The sequence below is a fragment of the Actinoalloteichus hoggarensis genome (assembly GCF_002234535.1).
Taxonomy (GTDB): Bacteria; Actinomycetota; Actinomycetes; order Mycobacteriales; family Pseudonocardiaceae; genus Actinoalloteichus_A; species Actinoalloteichus_A hoggarensis.
Genome location: NZ_CP022521.1, coordinates 1,821,518 through 1,839,930, shown reverse-complemented (window position 1 = coordinate 1,839,930; position 18,413 = coordinate 1,821,518). Strand labels below are relative to the sequence as shown.

The window sequence follows — 18,413 nt, the reverse complement described above, 5'->3', positions numbered from 1 at the left end:
TCCTAAACTCACCGGCATGCCTGTGGACCGCACTGCACCGCAGCCGTTGCACGCACAGGTGGCCGCCGTGCTGCGCTCGGAGATCCGCGACCACGAGATGCCGCCCGGCGCGACGCTGCCCAGCGAGGCGACCCTGCGTGACCGGTTCGGGGTGGCCCGCAGCGTCGTCCGGCAGGCCCTCGCGGCGCTCGTCAGCGAAGGACTGGTCCGCCGGGAACAGGGACGGGCTCCGGTGGTGGCCTCACCCCAGGAGCACCGCAGGCTCGTGCAACGGGCGACGGGACTCTTCGAGCAGTTCTCCCGGAGCGGCCTGACGCTGAGCACCAGCGTCGTCCATCTCGTTCCAGCCGATCCGCCACCACAGGTCGCCGAGTACCTGGGAACCACCGATACGTTGCGGCTCGAACGGCTGCGCTCGGTGGGCGCCGAGCCCGTCGCCTATGTGCGTACCTGGCTCCCGTCGGCGCGAGTACCCGGCCTGACCGAGGAGATGCTGACCGATGCCTCGCTGCATCACGTCCTGGAGACGACGCTGGGCATCCGTCCGGTCAGCGGGCGCCGACAGGTCCGCGCCGTCCCCGCCGACGCCCGGCTGGCGGAGGCGCTCGCGCTGCCGGAGGGCGCGCCGCTGTTGCTGCTGGAAGGCGGCGGAGCCGATCAACTCGGCAGGCCGCTGGAATGGTTCGCCACCTGGCATCGCGCCGACCGGGTCGCCTTCGAAGTGGAGCTCAGCGAGCAGGATGAACGGCTCCGGCTGACTCCCGCGCCGGATCTGCTGCCCGCCGCTCCCACTCCCGTCCCGTCCTCCTCCCCCGCGCTCGACCGTGCGCGGGACCTGGTAGACCGACTTCGTGCGGAGCTGGACACGTTGGCGAGCGGCGGCACCGATCGGCGTTGAGCGCAACCCGGCCCCGACCGGCGTCGTGTCGGGGCGAGTCCGACCTGCGTGCCGAGGGGCCGGCCGACGCGCGTGGTACCGCGCTGAGGCCGCCGTGCTCGAATCGGATGATCCCGACGGCAGGCGTCGTCCGACGGCCCGGCCGCGAGTTCGTCCGGTCCGGCCGTCGGCGGACGCATCGCGCAACGGCCTCGGAGAGCCGACTCGCCGCCGCGGCCCCGTCGACGCCATCCCGACCCGGCGGGCCGCTCGCGGGTCGACGTCGACCCGATCGAGTGCCGGACGGCCGCCCCCACATCGCGCCTGCCGAAGCCATGTCAGCCCTCGGCGACGCTGTGGCCGCCCTCCCGCAGTGCCGTGAGGGCGATGAGCCGGTCCGCGGCGGGCACCAACAGGTAATCGGTCTCGAAGGTCGACACCGAGAGCACACTGACCCCGGCCTCCCGCAACGGCTCCACCAGCGAGGCGAGCACCCCGATGAGGCTGAAGTCGAGTGGACCCCGCACCCGCAGCGCCAACCAGCCCGCCGTCACCCGGACATCCGGGCCGTCCGCTCCGACGGGAACCTGTTCGACCGGACACACCACGGACAGCTCGGTGCCCGCCCACGTGACGGAGCACAGTCGAGAGCCGTCCCGCGGGCCGAGCCAGTCGGGCAGCGCCTCCGCGGCGTCGAGCCTGCATATCGCGTACTCGCCTGCCAGGACATCCAGTTCCATACCGTGATGATCCCAAGCCCATCGATCACCGACGGCGACCGGGTGGACGCGCCGCGCGACCACCCGCGACGGCGCCCGCCCTCATACCGCCGGACGAGGAGCAGCAAGAGCCGTTCCGCCCGACGGCGCGGGCGACGGACACCGCCGGTCACGGAGCCATCCGGAGAGGGGCGCTGCGTGGCGCACGACGCCGGTTCGGCGATCTTGCGTCGCGCTCGCGCCCGCACGGACTTCGACGTGCGCACATCGAGGATCCTGGCGCTCGCCTTCGAGGATCGCCGGTTAACGCGATCCACGTCGCGTTAGCCTGACCTGGTCGTCCGCCGCCGAGTCAAAGCGACTGGAGCCCCCATGCAGCCTGAGCGTGCCTCCGGCACCGTCCGCCCCGGCGGACGCACCGCCCGTACCCGGCGTGCCGTCCGCGACGCCACACTGGCGGAACTGGCGGCTCACGGCTATCAAGGCCTCACCGTCGACAACGTCGCCGAGCGCTCCGGGGTGCACAAGACGACCGTGTACCGGCGCTGGGGTGGAGTGGACGGCCTGGTCATCGACGTCCTCGCCCTGGCGCGCGAGGACGACTGGCAGCCGCCCGACACCGGGTCCCTCGCCGGAGACCTGACGGCGCTGGCCGTCGAGGTCCGGGACTACTTCGAGGAGCCCACTCGTGCGGCGGCGCCGAACGCCTTCGTCTACGCCTCGTTTCACTCCGAGCGTGCGGCGGCCGCCCTGCGCGACTTCTTCGCCGACCGACACGCCCGCTGCGAGCCGGTGATCACTCGTGCCATCGCACGAGGCGAGATTCCGGCAGACACCGATCCGGGTGCCGTGGCCCGCATGGTGGTGGCGCCGCTCTACCACCGGCTCTTCATCACGCGAGAGCCCGTCGACGCCCGTCTCGCCGAACAGTCGGCGTCGATGGTGCTCGTGGCGGCGCAGGCGGGGATACTGCGCCGCCACGGCTCGGACGCCCCGCCGGAGACCGACGGAACGTCCGAGCCCGACGGCGAGGCCGCTCCGGCCCCGCGAACACCTGTGAGACCAGGACACCCCGCCGACGACTAGCGGCAGGTGCTCCCGTTCAAGGCGAACTGGCCGGGCACGGCGACGGTGCCGCCATGCGTTCCGAGGAACTCGAAGCTCACCGAACCACCCGGTGCGATCGACGAGTTCCACGCGGCGCCGACGGCCGTGACCAGGTCGCCCGTCTGTGAGACGACGGCGCTCCACGCGGACGTGATCGTCTGGCCGGCAGGCGCCGTCCAGGTGAGGGACCAGTCGGAGACCGGCTCGGTGCCCTCGTTGACCACGGTGACCGCGCCGATGTATCCGGTGCCCCAATGACTACGCACCTGATAGTCGACCGAGCAGCCGACCGCGGGTGGTGCGAGCTCGAACGAGACGGCGTGCAGCTGGCCCGGAAGGTCGTTGGCCACGTACAACTCGCCGTCGGCCCCCTCGCCGAAGGTGCTGGTCTGGATGGGAAACTCGCCGATGACCGCGCTGGGATGCGCGTCGTCGGTCGTGTCCAGGCCCCAGCCCGTCGCGGTGCAGTAGTCGGTCATCACGTAGACGCCCGCCGCCGCGTCGGCGAACTCGGCGCCTCGATAGACGTGTCCGCCCACCACCGCGCAGCCCTCCACGGACGTGGCATAGGTGAACACCGGGTCGACGTACTCCGCCTCGGAGTCGCACCGCGCCTCGTCGAAGACCGACGTGCCCTCCAGGCAGGGCCAACCGAGATTCGCACCGCCCTGATCGGCGGCCAGGCGGTTGACCTCCTCCTGCGTGCCCTGTCCGACGTCGGCGATCCAGAGCGATCCGTCCTCGTCGTCGAAGGAGAAGCGCCAGGCGTTGCGCAGGCCGTAGGCCCAGATCTCCGGGCGGGCCTGGGCGTCGGAGACGAACGGGTTGTCGGCGGGGATGCAGTAGGCGTCCGTGCAGCTCGCGCTCACGTCGATGCGCACGATCTTGCCGAGCAGCGTCGTGAGGTCCTGTGCCGCGTTCAACGGGTCGCCGGAGCCGCCGCCGTCCCCGAGGCTCCAGTAGAGATTGCCGTCCGGGCCGAACGCGATCTGGCCGCCGTTGTGGTTGGTGAACTCGGAATGCGGCTGAGTCAGCAGCACCTCCTCGACGTCGGCGGGAACCGGGTCCTGGGCCGCGTCCGACAGAGCGATACGAGAGAGGGTCACCTCTCCCTCGGGCAGTGACGTATAGGTGACGTAGAGGGTGTGTGTCTCCGCGAAGTCGGGCGAGGCGGCGATGCCGAGCAGACCTCGCTCGTTCGACGAGTCGTCGACTCGGTCGGTCAGATCCAGTAACGGCGACGTCGCCAGTCCGGTGTCGGGGTGATACACCCGAACGGTGCCGGGCTTCTCGGCGACCAGCAGTCGCTCACTGCCGTCGTCCGGAGCGGCGATCGCCGTCGGCCGTCGCAGCCCGGAGGCGATCTGTGTGGTGCTCACGGACAGACGATCGAGTTGTTCGGCGGCGGGGGTCGCAGGCACGACGGAATCGACGTCGACGGGTTCCGCGCCGGAGGCCGAACCCATCATGGTCAGTGGTGCGATGACGGCCGCGATGAAGGCGGCGGCGGACCGATGCGCGAACGATCTCCTCGACATCAGCTCTCCTCCCGGACATGCCGGTTGGGGACCACGCCGATCGCCGCGCGCCCGCCGACCGGACAGGTCCAGGTGATTCAGACCAATCGGAACGTAGCGTGATCGACGCGCATAGCGCTACCGTCCGCGACCGTCTCTGTCGGCGAACACCCGGTCGCGGGCGGTCTCGGCGTCCCGCCGGCCGGACAGCCCCCGAGAGCGCCCGAGATCGCCCTGACGCACGACGAAGAACCGTGCTCTGCGCGTATCGCGGCCAAGGCACGGTTGTTCGTCATCGCTTCATTCCGATGTACGAGACACCGTGTTCTCGTCATCGAAATCACCGCGTCGGTCGATTCGCACCGGGCGCCTCACCCGACGCGATCGCCTTCGCCTTTCAGCGGACAAGTGCTCGATCGATCGGGAAGAAGACGGCCGATCAGCCACGCCTGCGGTGGGCGAACTGCCGAGGTTGTACCGCGGCGATGCGCGGCTGCCCGACCAACCCAGGACCGGCCGAGGGCTCCTTCCTCCGTCGACCCGCGTTCCTTCTTTCGGCACGGTTGGGCCCTGCGGATACGGCGGGCCGCACCTCCGTCGCCTCGGCGAACGGAACAGGAATCGACATGCCGGCGCTGAAGTCGTCCACCACGGTCGAACGCGGCGCGAAATCGGATACATCTCTGGTCATAACGGATCGCCTCCAGAGGATTCGAGGCCTACTGCGGAATACCGTCGCCCGACTGTCGAATCGTCACGATAGAACGACATGCCACGGCGAGGTGAGGTGAGAGAACCGATCGACGGCACGAGACAGCACGACGACCGGAACAGGAGAATGTTCACGTCACCGAAGAACCGGCGAACGTACGTGGGAGGAGACACCACGAGAAGTGAGCTTGTCAGCGCATGGACAGACCATAGCAAAGGCCGTCGGCCGCGCGCATGTTCTTTTTCGCCGGCGGCGCCGCACGCAGGCGCTCACCGCAGTCGCCGCCACCCGTGGCGGTCGATGAACCGCCGTGCCACATGATTGCTGATCGGCGGTAGGCGGGACTCGGCGACGGCCCTGGGAGTGCCATCCGGCCCGGCCGCGGGCGGACCGACTCGGTACTGGAGAGTCGCCGCACCTCCCACGATCCCGACTCGGTCCGCCCAGGCCAGGACCGGCTTCAGACTCCGTCCCGACGGAGACGCGGTCGGCTCCGCCTGGCGACGCCTCGCCGGGCCGCTCCGGAGGAGACGACCTCGGCAGAGGACGGAATCGGCACGACGCCGACGATCCGGCTCGGCGCCGACGATCGCCACGTCGACGCGGCAGACGGACGGTCGCCGATCTATCGGTCTCCTCCCGGCTCGCGGGCCGATCGGCGGTCACCCGGTGCAGGGCCGGGGCGCATGCTCGCGCCCCGGCCCGACCAGTCACCTCTCCGGAGGAGCGCCGAAGGTCAGCTGCACCCGGAGGTCGAGCCGCAGCCCTCACACAGGTAGCAGGAGCCCGATGGACGCATCTTCGTGCCGCAGGTGAAGCACAGCGGCGCGTCCGCGGCCTTGCCCAGCCGCAGCTCCATCAACTCCGTGGAGCTGCCCACCGGACGCTCCAACCGTCGATCGCCGCCGGATGTGGAGTCGGCGTCGACCGAGGTGCGAAGCTCCTCGAGGTCCACCTTCTCGCTCACCGACGCCGCGGCGTCCGAGTAGTCGGCCTCGACCTGCGCGGTGCGCTCCGCGGCCGTGAACACGCCCAGCTCCGCCCGCTTCTCATACGGGAGGTAGTCCAGGGCCATCCGCCGGAACAGGTAGTCCAGCACGCTGGTGGCGATGCGGATGTCCGGATCGTCGGTCATGCCCGCAGGCTCGAAACGCAGGTTCTGGAACTTCGAGACGTAGAACTCCAGCGGAATGCCGTACTGCAGACCCACGGAGATGGACATGGAGAAGGCGTCCATCACACCTGCCAGCGTGGACCCCTGCTTGCCGAGCTTGACGAACATCTCGCCGAGGCCGTCGTCCGGGTAGGAGCCCGCGTGCAGGTAGCCCTCCGCGCCCCCGACCGTGAAGGAGTAGGTCTGGCTCGGACGCTTCTTGGGCAGGCGCTTGCGCACCGGCCGGTACTCGACCACCGTCTCCGGAGTCTTCTCCGCCGTGTTGCTCTTGGACGCCGACAGCGGCTGGCCGACCTTGCAGTTGTCCCGGTAGATCGCCAGGGCCTTCAGGCCCAGCTTCCAGCCCTGGAAGTAGATCTCCTTGACGTCCTCGACGGTGGCGTCCTCCGGCATGTTCACCGTCTTGGAGATCGCACCGGAGATGAAGGACTGCACCGCCGCCATCATCCGCACGTGGCCCAGCGGGGAGATCGACCGGGCTCCCATGGCGCAGTCGAAGACCTCGTAGTGCTCGGCGCGCAGACCGGGGGCGTCGATCACGTGCCCGTGCTCGGCGACGTACTCGACGATCGCCTCCACCTGCTCCTGCTGGTAGCCCAGCGCGGAGAGGGCACGGGGAACGGTCTGATTGACGATCTGCATCGACCCGCCGCCGACGAGCTTCTTGAACTTCACCAACGCCAGGTCCGGCTCGATGCCGGTGGTGTCGCAGTCCATCATCAGCCCGATGGTGCCGGTGGGGGCCAGCACGCTGGCCTGTGCATTGCGCCATCCGTTGCGCGCACCGATCTCCAACCCCTGCTGCCAGGCCCGACCCGCCAGGGTTCGGACGGCGGCGTCGTTGGCGTGCAGGGTGCGGATCTCGTCGTTGGCCGCGGAGTGCTTGCGCATGACCCGCTGGTGCGCCTCGGCGTTGCGCGCGTAGCCGTCGTACGCGCCGACGATGCCCGCCAGCTCCGCCGACCGCCGGTAGGCCACCCCGGTCATGAGCGAGGTGATGGCGGCGGCGAGGGCCCGGCCGCCCTCCGAGTCGTAAGCGTGCCCGGTCGCCATCAGCAGTGCGCCCAGGTTGGCGTAGCCGATTCCCAACTGACGGAACCGGCGGGTGGTGTCGCCGATGGCCTCGGTCGGGAAGTCCGCGAAGCAGATCGAGATGTCCATCGCGGTGATGACCAGTTCGACCGACTTCTCGAAGAGCTCACCGTCGAAGGTGCCGTCCTCCTTGAGGAACTTCATCAGGTTGAGCGAGGCCAGGTTGCAGCTGGAATTGTCCAGGTGCATGTACTCCGAGCACGGGTTGGACGCGGAGATACGCCCCGACTCCGGGCAGGTGTGCCAGTCGTTGATCGTCCCGTCGTACTGGATCCCCGGGTCGGCGCATTCCCAGGCCGCCTGGGCGATCTTGCCGAAGAGGTCCTCCGCGTCGACCTCGTCGATCACCTCGCCGGTGAGCCTGGCACGAAGACCGAAGTCGCCCTTGGACTCCACCGCCCGCATGAACTCGTCGGAGACCCGCACGGAGTTGTTCGCGTTCTGGTACTGCACCGACACGATGTCGGAGCCGCCCAGGTCCATGTCGAAGCCCGCGTCACGCAGCACGCGGACCTTCGCCTCCTCCTTGGCCTTGGTCTCGACGAACTCCGCGATGTCGGGGTGATCGACGTCGAGGACGACCATCTTGGCGGCACGCCGGGTGGCACCGCCGGACTTGATGGTGCCTGCGGAGGCGTCGGCGCCACGCATGAACGACACCGGGCCGGAGGCGGTCCCACCCGAGGAGAGCAGCTCACGGGAGGACCGGATGCGCGACAGGTTCAATCCCGCGCCCGAGCCGCCCTTGAAGATCAGCCCCTCTTCTCGGTACCAGTTGAGGATCGACTCCATCGTGTCGTCGACGGCGAGGATGAAACAGGCCGAGACCTGCTGCGGCGAGGTCGTCCCGACGTTGAACCACACCGGGGAGTTGAAGCTGAACACCTGGTGCAACAGCATCCAGGTCAACTCGTGCTCGAAGACCAGCGCGTCCTCGTCGGTGTCGAAATAGGCGTTCTCGACGCCCGCCGCGACGTAGGTCTTGACGACCCGGTCGATGAGCTGCCGCAGGCTGTGCTCCCGCTGCTCGGAGCCGACCGCACCGCGGAAGTACTTGCTCGTGACGATGTTGACGGCGTTGACCGACCAGAAGTCGGGGTACTCGACGCCACGCTGCTCGAAGTTGACCGAACCGTCACGCCAGTTCGTCATCACCACGTCGCGGTGCTGCCACGTCACCTCGTCGTAGGGATGGACGCCCTCAGTGGTGTGCACTCGGCGCACTCGGAGACGCGCCCCCGCGTCGCCGCCCGGCTCGCCCGACGGGCTCGCCGTGTTCGCCGCCGCCTTGGCCCGCTTGGACCGTGCCGGCGCACTCCCGACGGTCTCTGTCATGCCGCTCACTCTCATTCTCCAGGGTCGAAGGCCCGGACGATCCCCTCATCGTCCGGCCGGGACCCGGCTCGGTACCGCACCGTGTTCATCGCTGATCGCACCGTCTCAGCCCGAGCCGAGACGGTGCCGCACTGTGATTCCCACCCGTCCGCCGAAAGGGCCGCCGCCGCCGCCCGTCAGCGTGTCGATCAGACGAGGGCCTCTCCAGAAGGCCGTTCGCCCGCAGGGTCCGCCGTCCGCAGTTCGGCGATCTCCTTCTCGAAGTCCTCCACCGAGGAGAAGGATCTGTACACACTCGCGAAGCGCAGATAGGCGACCTCGTCAAGGCTGCGCAGCGGGCTGAGGATCGCCAGTCCGACCTCGTTACTGGGGATCTCCGCGCACCCGGTCGCCCGGATGGCGTCCTCGACCCGATGTGCCAGCTGCTGCAGTGCGTCCTCGTTGACCGGCCTGCCCTGACAGGCACGTCGGACGCCTCGGACGACCTTGTCCCGGCTGAACGGCTCGGTGACCCCGGAGCGTTTCACCACGGCGAGGACCGACTCCTCTACGGTGGTGAACCGCCGCCCGCAGTCGGAGCAGGATCGTCTGCGCCGAATCGCCTGACCGTCCTCCACCTCACGGGAGTCGACCACGCGCGAGTCGGGGTGCCTGCAGAACGGGCACCGCACGATCCATCACCTCACATAACCGGTCACCGAGAGCTGCCCGTGTCATTCTGCCACCGCCTCAGCACGAACTGTGGCAAAACCCCAATCTGTGGACACGCCAGCCGGTGCAACCACAAGATGTTGGGGTAGAACCTAGGCTCCGATCGATCGGATTGCAAGTCGACATGCGGTCCGACACGCCGGTCGAGGAGACCGACGAGGCGAGGCCCCGACTCACCCGCGTAAGCCTCGGCCCGCCGCGGGGACCCGCAGCACCCGACCCACGCGCAGCTCGGCGATGTCGGGCCCGTTGAGCAGTCGAATTCGCTCGACGACCTCCGCCGGGGCACTCTCGGGGACCGTCCGCCGCGCTATCGACCAGACCGTCTCGCCCGCCCCCACCGTGACAGTCGTCGTCTCGACGGGGACCGGGCCGTCGGCGGCGGGCCGGGACGAGACCCAGGCCGCTCCGAGCAGCGCCGCGACGAGCAGCAGCGCCCACAGGCTCGACCCGAACGCCCCGACCCGGTACCGACCCGCCCTCGGCCTGCCCGGCCCTCGCCGCACGCGACACACTCCTGAACCGCCCGCCGAACACGCCGTGCCCAGCCGCAGCAGCCGACCACGCCGTGCCGCCGCCCGGTCCACGACGAGACGCTCCGCCCGTCGCGGGCGCGAGCGGGCCCGCCCCGGCCGCCGATCGCCGGGGGCACCGCCATCGCCCCGAGGACTTCGGGTGCGCTCGTCCGAGATGATGGTCACGAGTCCTCCCGCGAAGGTCTTTCATGATTCGAACAGACGTTCGATCGAACCGCTGTGCGAATTTGTATCACCACATTCGCGAGATGGCCAGCCCGGGGGACGAATTCCTTCGAACAGGTGTTTGATCTTGCGTAGTTCACGAGTTACCGTTGTGGTCTCTCCACGAGCACGTAGCGTGAGAATGACTGATGGGGCACCCGCGAAGGGTGGCGGAGTGAGGCCTGCACGACAGGCCGGGAGGCACGAGATGGCACGCAAGACGACGGCGCAGGACACCGGCGGCGCGCGCGATGGCGCGGCGGTGCGTGCACTACCCGAGCAGTCCGAGACCACGACGGTCGAGGAGTTGACCCCCCGGCAGCAGAGAGTGCTGGCGGTGATCCGTGAGTGGCTGGATCGCAACGGCTACCCGCCGAGCGTGCGGGAGATCGGCGAGGCGGTCGGGCTGACCTCCACCTCCTCGGTCGCACACCAGCTCAGGACCCTGGAGCGCAAGGGCTATCTGCGCCGCGACCCGAACCGACCTCGGGCCGTCGGCGTGCTGCCCGTCGACCGTGTCGCACAGGCGGCGGGCACGGCGACCGATGCGGACGGCGCGCCCGTGTACGTCCCGATGCTGGGCAGGATCGCCGCAGGCGGACCGATCCTCGCGGAGCAGGCCGTGGAGGACGTCTTCCCGCTGCCTCGCGAGATCGTCGGCGAGGGTTCGCTGTTCCTGCTGAAGGTCGCGGGCGACTCGATGATCGACGTGGCGATCACCGACGGCGACTGGGTGGTCGTGCGCCAACAGCCCACCGCCGAGAACGGCGACGTCGTCGCCGCGATGATCGACGGCGAGGCCACGGTGAAGACCTTCAAGCGACGGGACGACCATGTGTGGCTGATGCCGCGCAATCCGGCCTACGAACCGATCCTCGGCGACGAGTCGACGATCCTCGGCAAGGTCGTCGCCGTGCTACGCAGGCTCTAGACGCACGCGACCGGCCCGGCCGCACGACCGGCCCGGCAGGCGGCGGGACGAGGCACCGCAGGACCGCCACCCTGCAGTGCCCTTTCACCGACGGCGGGCCGGTCGCGGTGGCGGCGACACGGCGCGCGGGCTCCGGGCGACGTCCCGGCTTCGGTAGGACGGCGGCGGCCGGTGCACGGCGCCACCGGCCCCTCCGATGGTCGGAACCCATTTCACACCCCGCGGTGCGGCGGACGGCCGGTGACGCCCCTCGGCCCACCGGGCTCCACGCCTGCGTCCGCGAACGCCGCTTACGCCGTGCAGGCGGCACGGTCACCGCCGGGCGCGGCGGCCCCTGCCGCGCCACCACGCCAGCGTCGCCGCCGCGATCAGCACGGCGCTCACGCTGAGTCCCAACTCCTGCCACCGCGGCGAGCTCACCGCATCCGAGTTCGCCGAGGCCTCCCCCGACCGCGCTGCGCCGTGGACGGACTCGCCGCGTTCGGGTTCCGGGTCGGTCGACGCCGCCGCCTCCCGATCCCGACGTTCCAGCTCCGCCACGAGGAGTCCGGCGGCATCAGGCACCGCACGGATCGGCTGATCCGCGCCCTCCGAACCGCTGAGCAGCGTCCCGTCCGGTTCCCACGCCACCGCCTCGCCCTGCGGCTCGTTCGGCAGCGGGATACGCAGTGGTTCACCCGCCAGCGCGCTGAGCACGTCACCGTCGGGCGCGGAGAAGAGGTAGGCGTCGGTGTAGGTGCGCAGGGCCACCATCGTCCCGTCCGGGTGAACTGAACCACCGGTGACCAGGAAGGAGCCGACGAAGCCCGGCACAGGGCCGCCGGGAGTGTCCGAGCCGCTCAGCCGTACCTCGCCCACCCGTTCCAGAGGCACCGGGCCCGGCACGGCCAACGGCTCGGCAGGCCGGTAGATCTCCGCCGGGCCGATCAGCTGCTTCGTCACGATGTACGGGACGCCGTCGCGACCGATCAGCAGCGCCTCGGCGTCGCGCGGGCCGTCCGGGTAGGTGAGTCGATGCAGTGCGGCGACCCCGTCCGGCCGGACGGAGACCAGAGCGACCGTCTCGCGTCGAAGTCGGTTGTCCCCCGTCTCCGCGACCCACAGGGTCCCGTCGGGAGCCATCGCCAGATCGCCGACGTCGTAATGATCGACCCCGGTCGGGATCACCCTCTCGACGACGCAGTCCCGCCCGACCACGAACACCTGAACGAGCGGATCGTGGTCGTTGACCATGTACCAGCGGTCGCCGTCGGACACCAGGCCCGAGAGCATGGTGACCGCCGGATCGGTCATCACGCACACCGGCTCCGGCTCGGGAACGGCGACGGCCGCCCAGGCGGGCGCCGCCGAGGCGAGCAGCCCTGCGGCGAGCAGCGGCACAACCCTACGCGCCGCCCTCGCCTCTCCGCGTCGCTCAGTCCGCGGCGGCCTCCACGAGCGAGTCGGCCAGCTCGGCTGCCAGGCTCTCGCCCACCCGTGCCCGGATCGTCGTGCCCTCATCAGAATGCCGTTCTTCCAGGACCTCGCCCTCCGCGTGCAGACGCGCGGCCAGCCGACCGTCCGTATAGGGCACGAAGACCTCGACGAGCGAGTCCGGCCGGGGAATCAGTTCAGCGATGCGCTCACGGAGGGCCTCGATGCCCGCACCGGTACGGGCCGAGACGAAGACCGCGCCCGGCAGCAGGTGTCGCAGCCGGGCGACGGCGACCTCGTCGGCCGCATCCGTCTTGTTCACCACGAGCAGTTCCGGCGGCATCTGCTCGTCGCGGTCCTTGGTGATCTCGGCCAGCACGTCGCGCACGGAGGAGACCTGACGCTCTGGCCGCGGGTCCGCGCCGTCCACGACGTGCACCAGCAGCTGTGCCTCGCCCACCTCCTCCAGCGTGGAGTGGAAAGCGTCGACCAGCTGATGAGGCAGGTGCCGGACGAAGCCCACGGTGTCGGTGTAGGTCAGTGTCCGTCCGTCCGGCGTCGTACCGCGACGGGTGGTCGGGTCGAGCGTCGCGAACAGCGCGTCCTCGACCAGGACGTCCGCGCCGGTGATGGCGTTGAGCAGACTCGACTTGCCTGCGTTGGTGTAGCCGGCGATGGCGACGCTGGGAATCTCGTTGGCGATCCGCCGGCCCCGCTTGGTCTCGCGCATCCTGCTCATGTCGAGGATCTCGCGACGCAGCTTCGATATCCGCTTGTGAATCCGCCTGCGGTCCGTCTCGAGCTTCGTCTCACCGGGGCCTCGGGTGCCGATGCCGCCGTTGCCCATCTGGCCGCCCGCCTGCCGGGACATCGCGTCACCCCAGCCACGCAGCCTCGGCAGCAGATACCGGAGCTGGGCCAGCTCGACCTGCGCCTTGCCCTCCCGCGACCGCGCGTGACTGGCGAAGATGTCGAGGATCAGCGCCGTCCGGTCGATGACCTTGACCTTCAGCTTGTCCTCGAGCTGGCGCAGCTGACCGGGCGACAGCTCGCCGTCGCAGATCACGGTGTCCGCGCCGCTGTCCGCGACGAGGTCACGCAGCTCCAGCACCTTGCCGGAGCCGATGTAGGTGGCCGGGTCGGGTCGTTGTCTGCGCTGAACCAGGCCGTCCAGCACCTCGGACCCCGCCGTCTCGGCAAGCCTGGCCAGCTCGGCGAGGGATGCCTCGGCGTCGGCGACGTCGCCGTCGGTCCAGACGCCGACCAGCACCACGCGCTCCAGCCGAAGCCGCCGGTACTCGACCTCGCTGACGTCCGCCAGCTCCGTCGACAGGCCTGCCACCCGACGTAGCGCCGCGCGCTCGGAGCGCTCCAGATCGCCGCCGGACAGGAACTCTTCACGGGCCTCATCGGGCCTCTGCATCGATGTCGTCATACGCCTCCATCATCTCACGCACCGCAAGCGCGTTTCTCCAGCTTGCTTCGCCACGTCACCCCACTAGAGCGAATCGCGAGGCGTATCCATTCCCCGCCGAGCCGGGTCGGAAGTCGGCGGTCACGCCGAGGAGCTCGGGGACGAACAGCCGAACTGATTAGTCCGGCTGATGGATCAAGTCCTTTCGCACTCGGAAAACGACCGCTCGCCTCGTCTGCGCTGAGAAGCCGTTGACCTGGGAATATGGTTCCGCAACTGTGCGGTCTCGTGACCGGAAACCCTCATCCGCGCCGCACGGGGCAGCACCGGGACTTCGGTGTGCTGTGGCTCAGCGACGTAGCCAGCCAGTTCGGCACCGCAGTCCACTTCGTCGCCATCCCGCTGATCGCCGCGACCGTGCTGGAGGCGGGACCGGTGGAGATGGGCCTGCTCACGGCGGCGGGCACGGCGGCCAATCTGCTCATCGGCCTGCCCGCCGGCGCGTGGGCGGATCGGATGCGTCGGCTACCCGTGATGCGCTACGCGGAGGCGGGGCAGGCTCTCCTGCTGGCGTCCGTGCCCATCGCCTGGTGGGCCGGGGCGCTGACCTACCCGCATCTGCTCGCCGTCTCACTGTTGTGCGGGGCGATGTTCACCCTCTTCGAAGTCGCGAGCCAGTCCTACCTGCCGAGCCTCGTCGCCCGTGTCGACCTGCCCGAGGCCAATCGACGACTGCACACCAGCAGGCAGGTCATGCACTTCTCCGGCAGGCCGGCGGGCGGTGCGCTGGCTCAGCTGCTCGGTGCGACCAACGCCCTCGTCGCCAGCGTGTTCGGCTTCGTGGCGTCACTGCTGCTGTTGGGCAGGATGAACCGTGAGCGGCCCGCGGTCGCCGTCCAGCCGCGGGGCAGACTCACCGAGGAGATCGGCGAGGGCCTGCGCTTCCTGTTCGCACACTGGCTGCTGCGGCCGACGACCTTGTTCAGCATGATCCACAACTTCTTCCTGAACGTGTACGTGGCCGTCAACGTGCTGTTCCTGGTACGCGACCTCCAGCTGGCGGAGGGCAGCGTCGGTCTGCTGCTCTCGGTCACGGGCGCGGGCGGCATCCTCGGCGGGCTGACCACTCGATTCTGGTCGAACTCCTTCGGCACCGTCCGGGCGTTGATCGTGGTGACCGTGCTGACCACGCCGTTCCGCCTCCTCGTGCCCTTCGCCGACCGAGGATGGGCACTCTCGCTGTTCGTCGTCGGCGTCTTCGTCGGCGGCTACGGGACGGTCGTCTTCGCGGTCCTCCAGGTCAGCCTGCGACAGTCGGTGTGCCCCGACCGGCTGCTGGGACGGGTCAACGCCTCGACGCGGTTCCTCACCTGGGGCGTCATCCCGCTGGGTGCGCTGGCGGGCGGCGCGCTCGGCGCTCTCCTCGGCATCCGCGCGGCGATCATGATCGCGGCGGTGGGCATGACTCTCGCCTGCTGCCTGCTGTTCGTCGCGCCGCTGCGGCACCTCCGCGAGGCACCGGAGGAGCTGCTGTCCGCCGAGGCGGACCTGACGAGGATCGTCGGCGACGAGCCGGATCGTGATCGCCACGACGAGCCCGACACCTCGGCCCGTTGACCTCCGCACGGACGGCGACCCGCACCGGACGGCCTGGAGGAAGGCACGGAGCACCGCTGCGGCGACGAACGACCGCCGGGCGCGGCGCGTGGTCGGGACACCGGACATCGACGGCGGACGCGCACGCGAGCACGGGTTCACCGGCAGTCGGTCCGCACCGGTCCGATGTCGGTCAGTCCAGACCGGCCTGCTGCCACCACAGCGCGTCGAGCCGTCCCTCGGCCACCAGCACCGCTGGTCCGGCGAGTTGAGAGTCGTCATGACCGATGGTCACCGTGAGTCTGCCGCCGAGCGTGTCGACCAGTACCCGGCCGGTGGAGCGGCCCGTGGACCGCAGCACGGCCGCGACGGCGGCCACGGTGCCCGTTCCGCAGGATCGCGTCTCCCCCACGCCCCGTTCATGTACTCGCATCCGGGCCAGGTTCTCCTCGATCGGCACGATGAACTCGACGTTCACTCCTGCCGGGAAGACCCCGGAGTCATACGTGGGCGGGACGGTGAGATCCAGGCCGGACAGCACCTCGGCCCTGGGTTCGGCCTGGTCGTCGGCGGAGCCCAGCACACAGGCCAGGTGTGGATTGCCCACGTCGACCGCCACCCCGTCGAAGGCCCGGCCGCCGACGACGGCGGTGCTCGGCGCACCGATGCGCACGGCGCCCATGTCGACCGTCACGATGCCGTCGACGTCGACACGGACCTGCTTCGGACCGGATCGGGTGCCGATCGCGAACTCACCCGGCGACACGAGACCGGACTCGACCAGGTAGTGCGCGAACACACGGACCCCGTTGCCGCACATCTCCACCGCGGAGCCGTCGGCGTTGCGGTAGTCCATGAACCACAGGTCGGGGTCGAGGTCTGGAGCCGACACGCCCGACGCCCCCGTCCGCACCACACGAAGGACGCCGTCGGCGCCGAGGCCGCGTCCGCGATCGCACAGGGCGCGTACCCGCTGCGCGGTCAGCTCCAGATCACCATCGGCGTCGGGCAGCACGACGAAGTCGTTCTGCGTCCCGTGTCCCTTGATGAAGCGCACGTCGGTCACCCGAACAGCCTAGGGCGTGGCCATGGTCTTCTCTCGTCATGACCGGCCGCCGATCTCCGAAGCGGGCAGCACCGCCGAATCGACAGGCCGGTGGCAGCCGGCCGGACCCCCGCCCTAGCGGATCGCTAGCGACCGGCCGGACGCAGCCCGGTGTGCCGCAGGACGTCCTCGAACAGCCCCGGCTCGCCCGCGTCCCACCAACGGACGCGCTTGTCCCGCCGGAACCACGAGCGCTGTCTGCGGACGAAACGGCGGGTGGCACGGGCCGTGTCGACCGCCGCCGCGGCGAGATCGGCCTCGGAGCCGCCCGCGTCCAGCGCCGCCACCACCTGTTGATAGCCCAGTGCCCGCGAGGCGGTCCGGCCTGCGCGCAGGCCGACGCCGAGCAGCGAGCGCACCTCGGACAGCAGACCGGCGTCGAACATCCGGGTCACCCGCTGATCCACCCGCTCGTCCAACACCGAGGGTTCGCGATCCAACCCGATCAGCACCGCGTCGTAGCGTGGCGGCCCCGGCCTGGGCATCGTCGCGGAGAACGGCCGCCCGGTCAGTTCGACGACCTCCAGGGCCCGGACAAGCCTGCGGCCGTTGCTCGGCAGGATCGCCGCCGCGGCCGTGGGGTCGACGGCCGACAGTCGGGCGTGCAACGCCGAGGCGCCCTCCGCCGCCAGCTGCGCCTCCAGGCGTGCCCGGGTCGCCGGGTCGGTGCCGGGAAACTCGAGCTCGTCGAGCACCGCCTGCACGTACAGCCCGGACCCGCCGACCAGGATCGGCGGCGTCTCGGCGGCGAGAAGACGTTCGACCACGCCACGGGCATGCCGCTGGTAGGCCGCCACCGAGGCCGTCTCCGTGACGTCGAGCACGTCGAGCTGGTGGTGCGGCACGCCGCGACGCTCGGCTCCGGTGATCTTCGCCGTTCCGATGTCCATGCCCCGGTAGAGCTGCATCGCATCGGCGTTGACCACCTCGCCGCCGGTCTCCTCGGCCAGCCGCACCCCGAGATCGGACTTCCCCGTGGCGGTCGGACCCACCACGGCGACCAGCCTCACAAGGGGATGTCTCACGGGAGTCAGCGTAGAGCCGGAGACCGCGCGGGCCGCCGGTCAGGGTGCCCGTGTCTGTGCTGCGCCGCTCGGCGCAGGCCGTTCACCAGACCTCGCCGTCCCGCGGGTCGGAGTCAGGGCACCGGGCGCCACGAGGCCACGTGATAACGGACGCCGAACGGTGCGGCCGAATAACGCAGCTCGGCCGTCCACCGCGCCGAGGACGCCGAGACCGCGCCTGCGAGCACCTGCCACGGTGCCCGCCCGCTCACCGCGAGGTCGCTCGCCTCATTCGGATCCAGGGCGGCCAGTGCCTCGGGCGACGGCGCGCCGAGCGCGTGTGCCGTCGCCTCGTCGAAGGCGGCGGCACGCGGGTCGGCGGGCAGCGGCGATCGCTCGGACACCCGGGCGGAGCCGTCCCCCAGAACGAGCAGCCCGACGGCCTCGGCACCCGCCAGGCGCGTGGCCAGCTCGGCGCCCTCGGCCAGACACTCCGCGGTCGAGAGTCGCTCGTCGACGAGCAGCGGCCGTACCCGGCGGGCGCCGACCCGGCCACGCAGCCAGCCCGCGATCAGCAGCGGCAACGGCCAGGACGGGTCGGGCTCCGTCCGAGATCCCGGTACTGCCTGAGTGCCCCGCTTCGTCCGAACCCTTGGCTCGAACTCGGAGGCGATCTCCTCCTCGTGCACGGGCTCCGCCAGACGGACCTCCACCGGCCTGCCGTACCCGGCGAACGTCGCCGCTCCTCGAAAGTCCCTCGACTCCACCGCGCCCGAGGCGATCACGACCCAGTCCGTCGCGAGGTCACGAAGCTCGACAGCGGCGGCCACGCAGGAGTCCCGGACCGGCGCGGTCGCGGTCACCGCGCCGGTCACCAGCTCGGGGACCAGCAACGGAGGGTGCGGAAGGACCGCTACACCGACGATCACCCGCCCTACGCTAGCCGCCCCGGGACCAGCTCCGCGA

Annotated in this window: 14 protein-coding genes; 4 read left to right on the top strand and 10 right to left on the bottom strand. The window is 70.2% G+C overall.

Annotated features, from left to right (window positions below):
- Window positions 1-16: 16 nt before the first annotated feature.
- On the top strand, window positions 17-898 hold the full coding sequence (locus tag AHOG_RS08190) for a GntR family transcriptional regulator (RefSeq protein ID WP_093940811.1): 882 nt from the start codon (window positions 17-19) through the stop codon (window positions 896-898).
- A gap of 317 nt (window positions 899-1,215) precedes the next feature.
- On the opposite strand, the gene AHOG_RS08185 is transcribed toward AHOG_RS08190, so the two are convergent.
- Window positions 1,216-1,617 carry an ACT domain-containing protein gene (locus AHOG_RS08185; protein ID WP_093940810.1) on the bottom strand — a complete coding sequence of 134 codons (402 nt, stop codon included), beginning with the start codon at window positions 1,615-1,617 and terminating at the stop codon, window positions 1,216-1,218.
- 351 nt (window positions 1,618-1,968) lie between these two features.
- On the opposite strand from AHOG_RS08185, the gene AHOG_RS08180 reads away from it, so the two are divergent.
- Entirely contained in the window at window positions 1,969-2,682 is a 714-nt protein-coding gene (locus tag AHOG_RS08180; protein ID WP_093940809.1) for a TetR/AcrR family transcriptional regulator, read from the top strand.
- Here the strand turns inward: AHOG_RS08180 and AHOG_RS08175 are convergent.
- From AHOG_RS08175 to AHOG_RS08155, 4 genes are all read right to left on the bottom strand, one after another.
- Window positions 2,679-4,241 (bottom strand): PQQ-dependent sugar dehydrogenase, encoded by a 1,563-nt coding sequence (locus AHOG_RS08175; RefSeq protein WP_211290552.1) that lies wholly within the window; start codon window positions 4,239-4,241, stop codon window positions 2,679-2,681. The two genes, AHOG_RS08180 and AHOG_RS08175, sit on opposite strands and share 4 nt — an antisense overlap.
- A 1,427-nt stretch (window positions 4,242-5,668) precedes the next feature.
- Entirely contained in the window at window positions 5,669-8,533 is a 2,865-nt protein-coding gene (locus AHOG_RS08165; RefSeq protein WP_093944270.1) for a vitamin B12-dependent ribonucleotide reductase, read from the bottom strand.
- A 188-nt stretch (window positions 8,534-8,721) separates the two neighbouring features.
- On the bottom strand, window positions 8,722-9,204 hold the full coding sequence (gene nrdR, locus AHOG_RS08160) for a transcriptional regulator NrdR (RefSeq protein ID WP_093940806.1): 483 nt from the start codon (window positions 9,202-9,204) through the stop codon (window positions 8,722-8,724).
- Between the two features lie 213 nt (window positions 9,205-9,417).
- Entirely contained in the window at window positions 9,418-9,945 is a 528-nt protein-coding gene (locus tag AHOG_RS08155) for a LysM peptidoglycan-binding domain-containing protein (protein WP_093940805.1), read from the bottom strand.
- 247 nt (window positions 9,946-10,192) lie between these two features.
- Here AHOG_RS08155 and lexA point away from each other — a divergent pair, with 247 nt between their 5' ends.
- A complete protein-coding gene (gene lexA, locus AHOG_RS08150; RefSeq protein WP_093940804.1) occupies window positions 10,193-10,915 on the top strand; it encodes a transcriptional repressor LexA in 723 nt (240 codons plus the stop codon).
- A 312-nt stretch (window positions 10,916-11,227) separates the two neighbouring features.
- Here lexA and AHOG_RS08145 read toward each other — a convergent pair whose 3' ends face one another.
- Together AHOG_RS08145 and hflX are read right to left on the bottom strand one after the other, a co-directional pair.
- On the bottom strand, window positions 11,228-12,295 hold the full coding sequence (locus AHOG_RS08145) for a hypothetical protein (RefSeq protein WP_093940803.1): 1,068 nt from the start codon (window positions 12,293-12,295) through the stop codon (window positions 11,228-11,230).
- 34 nt (window positions 12,296-12,329) lie between these two features.
- Window positions 12,330-13,751, bottom strand: a complete 1,422-nt coding sequence (gene hflX / locus AHOG_RS08140; protein WP_169725827.1) for a GTPase HflX — start codon at window positions 13,749-13,751, stop codon at window positions 12,330-12,332.
- Window positions 13,752-14,030: 279 nt separating this feature from the next.
- On the opposite strand from hflX, the gene AHOG_RS08135 reads away from it, so the two are divergent.
- A complete protein-coding gene (locus AHOG_RS08135; protein WP_157736714.1) occupies window positions 14,031-15,359 on the top strand; it encodes an MFS transporter in 1,329 nt (442 codons plus the stop codon).
- Between the two features lie 172 nt (window positions 15,360-15,531).
- Here the strand turns inward: AHOG_RS08135 and dapF are convergent, their stop codons facing one another.
- From dapF to AHOG_RS08120, 3 genes are all read right to left on the bottom strand, one after another.
- Window positions 15,532-16,404: a diaminopimelate epimerase gene (gene dapF / locus AHOG_RS08130; RefSeq protein WP_093940800.1), complete on the bottom strand. Its 873-nt coding sequence runs from the start codon at window positions 16,402-16,404 to the stop codon at window positions 15,532-15,534.
- A 125-nt stretch (window positions 16,405-16,529) separates the two neighbouring features.
- Window positions 16,530-17,468, bottom strand: coding sequence for a tRNA (adenosine(37)-N6)-dimethylallyltransferase MiaA (miaA, locus tag AHOG_RS08125; RefSeq protein WP_245856627.1), 939 nt, complete (start codon window positions 17,466-17,468; stop codon window positions 16,530-16,532).
- A gap of 113 nt (window positions 17,469-17,581) precedes the next feature.
- Window positions 17,582-18,376, bottom strand: a complete 795-nt coding sequence (locus AHOG_RS08120) for a class III extradiol ring-cleavage dioxygenase family protein (RefSeq protein WP_093940798.1) — start codon at window positions 18,374-18,376, stop codon at window positions 17,582-17,584.
- Between the last annotated feature and the right edge of the window lie 37 nt (window positions 18,377-18,413).

Excerpts from the sequence above, each read along its gene's own strand:
- AHOG_RS08190 (WP_093940811.1), top strand. The coding sequence starts at position 17 with ATGCCTGTGGACCGCACTGCACCGCAGCCGTTGCACGCACAGGTGGCC.
- AHOG_RS08185 (WP_093940810.1), bottom strand. The coding sequence starts at position 1,617 with ATGGAACTGGATGTCCTGGCAGGCGAGTACGCGATATGCAGGCTCGAC.
- AHOG_RS08180 (WP_093940809.1), top strand. The coding sequence starts at position 1,969 with ATGCAGCCTGAGCGTGCCTCCGGCACCGTCCGCCCCGGCGGACGCACC.
- AHOG_RS08175 (WP_211290552.1), bottom strand. The coding sequence starts at position 4,241 with ATGTCGAGGAGATCGTTCGCGCATCGGTCCGCCGCCGCCTTCATCGCG.
- AHOG_RS08165 (WP_093944270.1), bottom strand. The coding sequence starts at position 8,533 with ATGACAGAGACCGTCGGGAGTGCGCCGGCACGGTCCAAGCGGGCCAAG.
- lexA (WP_093940804.1), top strand. The coding sequence starts at position 10,193 with ATGGCACGCAAGACGACGGCGCAGGACACCGGCGGCGCGCGCGATGGC.
- hflX (WP_169725827.1), bottom strand. The coding sequence starts at position 13,751 with ATGCAGAGGCCCGATGAGGCCCGTGAAGAGTTCCTGTCCGGCGGCGAT.